Raw genomic sequence first — 5,308 nt, forward strand, 5'->3', positions numbered from 1 at the left:
CCGGCCGGGCGGCAGCGCCGTCGCCGCCTCCGCGAGGCGCTTCGTGCGGGCCGCGCGGGTCTCCGCGTCCTGGGTGAGCGCCGTGTGCAGGGCCTCGGCCGTCGCCGAGACGTCGTACGGGTTCACCACCACGGCGTCCGCGCCCAGTTCCTCGTACGCCCCCGCCTCCCGCGACAGCACGAGCGCCACACCCGCGTCCGAGACGACCGGGACCTCCTTCGCCACCAGGTTCATCCCGTCCCGGATCGGGTTGACCAGCGCGACGTCCGCGAGACGGTACGCGGCCAGCGAGCGCGGGAAGTCGTCGTCCACCTTGAGGAGGACCGGCGTCCACTCCGCCGTCCCGAACGCGTCGTTGATCTCCTGCGCGACCCGCTCCACCTCGGCCGTGTACGCCCGGTACACCTCCAGGTCCTGCCGGGAGGGGTACGCGAAGGCGAGGTGCACGACCCGGCCGCGCCAGTCGGGACGGTCCGTCAGCAGGCGCCGGTACGCGTGCAGCCCGCGCACGATGTTCTTCGACAGCTCCGTACGGTCCACCCGCACGATCGTGCGCCGCCCCTCGCCCCCGATCTCCTCGCGCAGCGCGGCGATCCGCTCGTCCACGTCCGCCTGCCCCGCGCGCGAGCGCAGGAAGTCGGCGTCCGCGCCCAGGCCGTGCACCGCGACCTCGGTGCGCCCCGTACCGCCCACGAGCGCGTCCGCGCAGGCCGTGAAGGCGTCCGCCCAGCGGCGGGTGAGGAAACCCGCGTGATCCGCGCCGAGAATGCCGCGCAGCACCTGCTCCGCCACGTCGTCCGGCAGCAGCCGGTAGTAGTCGAGCGGCGCCCACGGCGTGTGCGAGAAGTGCGCGATGCGCAGATCGGGGCGCAGCGCGCGCAGCATCCCCGGCACGAGCACGAGGTGGTAGTCCTGCACGAGCACCGCCGCACCCTGCGCCGCCTGCGCCGCGAGCGCCTCGGCGAACGCGCGGTTGTACGACTCGAACGAGGCCCAGCGCGCCCGGAACTCCGGGCCGAAGGCGGGCTCCAGCGGCGTCTGCCACAGCATGTGGTGGGCGAACCACAGCACGGAGTTGGCGATGTCGTTGTACGCCTCGTGCTGCGTGCGCGGATCGAGGCCCAGCATGTGGACCCGCCGTCCGCCCGTGTCCGCCGCGTCCAGCTCGCCGCCCGAGCGGCGCGCCGCCGCGCGGTCCGCGTCGCTCAGCGCCGCGCACACCCACACCGCGTCGACCTCGGGCCCGATCGCCGAGAGCCCCGACACGAGCCCCCCGCCGCCACGCCTGGCCGTCAGCTCGCCGTGCGCGCCGAACGCGTACGAGACGGGCCCGCGGTTGGAGGCGAGCAGGACGGCGGCACCGGCGGCGGTGCCCGTGGGGCGGTTGGGGTCGTCAGTAGACATGGTGCATTCCTCGCCTCGGGATCATGGGCTCAAACGTACGAACCGCGCGGGAGGCGGCATCCGCCCCCGGTCACCGTGTTCCGCCGCGCCCCCGCGCACGCGCCCACCGCCGGGAACGCGCGCCCGCGCGCCTCCCCGCGCGGCTCGCGCACCGGTGTCCCGAGCCCGGGCGTCCCGCGCGGCCCGCCTCAGGCCGCCGCCCGCCGCTCCGTGTACTCGGGGATCTCCCGCATCGGCGGCCGTTCCTCCGTGTCCACGGGGTGCGTGTGCGCCGTGAAGCCGCCCTCGGGCAGCCGGTCGAACTGGGTCAGCTCGGGCCGGACGAGATGGCCGCGCGCGAGCCGTACCTGCGCCGTGCGGTAGATCGTCGCCGCCATGCGGCCGAGCGCCTGCCCGTCCTGGTGGCGGTGCACCCGCACCCCGACGTCCACCTGCCCGAGCGCGTCCAGACCCACCGTGTGCAGCGCGTCCACGAGCAGCCCCAGCTCGACCCCGTACCCCACCGGGAACGGCAGTTGTTCCAGGAGCGAGCGGCGGGCCGCGTACTCGCCGCCCAGCGGCTGCACGAAGCCGGAGAGCAGCGGCCAGTGCAGATTGAGCAGCGGGCGCGCCATCAGCTCGGTGACCCGGCCGCCCTGGCCCGGCTCGGAGCCCAGCGGGCGGTCGTACATCGCCTTCACGAGGTGCACGTCCCGCTCGGCGAGGAGCGGGCCCAGGATGCCGGTCACGAACGCGGACCGGAAGTCCTTGAGGTCCGCGTCCACGAAACAGATCACGTCGCTGTCCGTCGCGAGCAGCGAGCGCCACAGCACCTCGCCCTTGCCCGGCAGGGCCGGCAGGCGCGGCAGCACGGCGTCCCGGTGCACGACACGCGCCCCGGCCGCGCGCGCGACCTCGGCGGTGCGGTCCGTCGAGCCCGAGTCGAGGACGACGAGCTCGTCGACGAGGGGGACCGCCTCGACGAGATCACGGCGGATGACGTCCACGATCGCGCCGACCGTCGCCTCCTCGTCCAGCGCGGGCAGCACGACGGCGACCGAGGTCCCCGTGACGCGTTTGAGCGCGGCGAGCCGTTCCACGGGCCAGTCGTTCGCGGTCCAGGAGCGGCGCTCCAGCCAGCGTTCCACCTCTTCGATCACGGCGTCTGTCCCCTCGTGCGTGCGGGCCCGGTAGGGGGCCCTTCGACTGCCGCCCCTTGCGGAGGGCGCCGGTGAGACCTTCATCTCGGCGTGCGGACGGCTCTCTCCACGATCCAGGGCTTCGGTTACAGTCTTGAACAACGCGGGTGACCATCCCATGTCGGGGTGCGCTGTCACCTTGTGTCACAAACGCCCCGGGCCCGAAGCCCGGGTGCCACAACGCTCATCCAGAGGGGCAGAGGGAAACGGCCCGTTGAAGCCCCGGCAACCCTCCAGCCAGTCTCCGCGCGGTTCACCGATACCGCCACCGAAGGCCCTGGCTCGGGAAGGTGCCAATTCCGTCTCGCGGTGAGATGCGCCGCGAGGAAGATGAGGAGAAAGGGCCTCCCCATGGCTGTGCAAGCCGCCGAAACCCCGCAGAACACCACCTCCGCCGTCGACCTCGGCCCCGCCGTCGCGCTCTCCTGCCGCGAGTGCGGCGAGCGCTTTCCGCTCGGCCCTGTCTTCGCCTGCGAGAGCTGTTTCGGCCCCCTCGAGGTCGCCTACGAGCTGCCCTCCGGCGATGTCGAGGGACTGCGCCGCGCGATCGAGGCCGGGCCCAAGAACATCTGGCGTTACGCGCCGTTGCTCCCCGTGCCCGCCGACGTGGCGAGCCACCCGAACACCAACCCCGGTCTCACGCAACTCGTGAAGGCGGACCGGCTCGCCAAGGAACTCGGCGTCACCGGCGGCCTCTACGTCAAGGACGACTCCGGGAACCCGACGCACTCCTTCAAGGACCGCGTCGTCGCGATCGCCGTCGAGGCCGCCCGCGCCTTCGGCTTCACGACCCTCTCCTGCTCCTCCACGGGCAACCTCGCGGGCGCCGTCGGCGCCGCCGCCGCCCGCGCCGGCTTCCGCTCCTGCGTCTTCATCCCGCACGACCTGGAGCAGGGCAAGGTCGTCATGGCCGCCGTCTACGGCGGCGAACTCGTCGGCATCGAGGGCACCTACGACGACGTGAACCGCTTCTGCTCCGAGCTGATCGGCGACCCGCTCGGCGAGGGCTGGGGCTTCGTCAACGTCAACCTGCGCCCGTACTACGGCGAGGGCTCGAAGACCCTCGCCTACGAGATCTGCGAACAGCTCGGCTGGGAGATCCCCGACCAGATCGTCATCCCGGTCGCCTCCGGTTCGCAGCTCACGAAGATCGACAAGGGCCTCAAGGAACTGATCGCGCTCGGTCTCGTCGCGGACAAGCCGTACAAGATTTTCGGCGCGCAGGCCGAGGGCTGCTCGCCGGTCTCGACCGCCTACAAGGCCGGCCAGGACGTCGTACGCCCCCAGAAGCCGAAGACGATCGCGAAGTCCCTCGCGATCGGCAACCCGGCCGACGGCCCCTACGTGCTCGACATCGCCCGCCGCACCGGCGGCGCCGTCGAGGACGTGGACGACGAGCAGGTCGTGGACGCGATCAAGCTCCTCGCGCGCACCGAGGGCATCTTCGCCGAGACCGCGGGCGGCGTCACGGTCGGTGTCACGCGCAAGCTCATCGAGAACGGGCAGCTCGACCCCGCCCTGACGACCGTCGTCCTCAACACCGGCGACGGCCTCAAGACCCTCGACGCGGTCGCCCCGACCACCGGGCCCACCGCGACCATCCGCCCCGACCTGGACGCCTTCCGCGCCGCGGGTCTCGCGGGCTGAGCGCCCTCCCCTCCGCACGTCCCGCGCTGCCCGAGAAAGGCCATGCCATGAGTGTTTCCGTACGTATTCCGACCATCCTGCGCACCTACACCGGCGGCCAGGCCGAGGTGCCCGCCGAGGGCGCCACCGTCGCCGAGGTCCTCGCCGACCTGGAGCGCCACCACAACGGCATCTCCGCCCGCGTCCTGGACGACGACGGCAAGCTCCGCCGTTTCGTCAACCTCTACGTCAACGACGACGACATCCGCTTCGAGCAGGGCCTGGACACGGCCACGCCGGACGGCACCGGCATCTCGATCATCCCGGCGGTCGCCGGCGGCTGCTGAGCCCGCGCGGGCTGCCGCTGGGCCCGCGCCGGGCGGCTCCGTCCCGCCCGAACCCCTCGCCTCACTCCTGCCCCCTCCGCACCACATGCGGAGGGGGCAATTCCATGGGATTCGCAGGAGTAGAGTCTGGGTATTGCTTCGCCCCTTTCTTCACGGCGGTTCCAGTAATCCCCCGCGCCTCGTACGCATCCGTCGGAAGTCCGGCAATCAATTCCGCTTTCCGCGCCGCCCCTTTGTGGCTTTACGTTCCTTTTGCCGGGCCCGACGTGTCCCGACCTCCCGTGAATTCTCCGGCCTTGTCAGGATGCGCGCCGGGCCGATTTCTCGTCCGACTGACCTGTTGCGGACGGCAGTTGGGCAGATACATTCAGCGGCGGTCGACGCGTTCCGGCGCACGCCCCCAAAGAATCCCGCGGGGGTGAGGTCTGACCCGGGTGCGCGAAGTGCGTTCCTGTGCAAGGGCCAGTAATAGGGGAGTTAGGCATGGCTCAGGGCACCGTCAAGTGGTTCAACGCGGAGAAGGGTTACGGCTTCATCGCGGTCGACGGTGGTGCGGATGTATTCGTCCACTACAGCGCGATCCAGATGGACGGTTACCGCACCCTGGAGGAGGGTCAGCGGGTCGAGTTCGAGATCTCGCAGGGCCAGAAGGGCCCGCAGGCGGACATGGTCCGCGCTGCCGCCTGAACAGCGCTCCGACCGGTACGCGGCCCCGCGGTCGCGTACGGCACGACACGACGAGCACGGGCGAGG

At 71.8% G+C, this 5,308-nt stretch carries 5 protein-coding genes and 1 riboswitch; of the genes, 3 read left to right on the forward strand and 2 right to left on the reverse strand.

Annotated elements, in window-relative coordinates; translation table 11 throughout:
* Both SSBG_RS16305 and SSBG_RS16310 read right to left on the reverse strand, forming a co-directional pair.
* Positions 1–1,404 (reverse strand): alpha,alpha-trehalose-phosphate synthase (UDP-forming) (locus tag SSBG_RS16305; protein WP_008747194.1); only part of this gene is annotated, 1,404 nt, incomplete at its 3' end.
* A 188-nt stretch (positions 1,405–1,592) separates the two neighbouring features.
* Positions 1,593–2,543, reverse strand: coding sequence for a glucosyl-3-phosphoglycerate synthase (locus SSBG_RS16310; protein ID WP_008747195.1), 951 nt, complete (start codon positions 2,541–2,543; stop codon positions 1,593–1,595).
* A gap of 220 nt (positions 2,544–2,763) precedes the next feature.
* A riboswitch (SAM riboswitch) is annotated at positions 2,764–2,919 on the forward strand.
* 14 nt (positions 2,920–2,933) lie between these two features.
* Here SSBG_RS16310 and thrC point away from each other — a divergent pair.
* From thrC to SSBG_RS16325, 3 genes are all read left to right on the forward strand, one after another.
* On the forward strand, positions 2,934–4,229 hold the full coding sequence (gene thrC / locus SSBG_RS16315; RefSeq protein WP_008747196.1) for a threonine synthase: 1,296 nt from the start codon (positions 2,934–2,936) through the stop codon (positions 4,227–4,229).
* 47 nt (positions 4,230–4,276) lie between these two features.
* Positions 4,277–4,555: a MoaD/ThiS family protein gene (locus tag SSBG_RS16320; protein ID WP_008747197.1), complete on the forward strand. Its 279-nt coding sequence runs from the start codon at positions 4,277–4,279 to the stop codon at positions 4,553–4,555.
* A 483-nt stretch (positions 4,556–5,038) separates the two neighbouring features.
* Positions 5,039–5,242 (forward strand): cold-shock protein, encoded by a 204-nt coding sequence (locus SSBG_RS16325; protein WP_008747198.1) that lies wholly within the window; start codon positions 5,039–5,041, stop codon positions 5,240–5,242.
* Positions 5,243–5,308 lie beyond the last annotated feature (66 nt).

Origin of the sequence: Streptomyces sp. SPB074 (genome assembly GCF_000154905.1) — a bacterium.
Lineage (GTDB): Bacteria > Actinomycetota > Actinomycetes > Streptomycetales > Streptomycetaceae > Streptomyces.

Bases quoted from the DNA above. Each gene is read 5' to 3' on its own strand.
- thrC (WP_008747196.1), top strand. From the start codon at position 2,934: ATGGCTGTGCAAGCCGCCGAAACCCCGCAGAACACCACCTCCGCCGTC.
- SSBG_RS16320 (WP_008747197.1), top strand. From the start codon at position 4,277: ATGAGTGTTTCCGTACGTATTCCGACCATCCTGCGCACCTACACCGGC.
- SSBG_RS16325 (WP_008747198.1), top strand. From the start codon at position 5,039: ATGGCTCAGGGCACCGTCAAGTGGTTCAACGCGGAGAAGGGTTACGGC.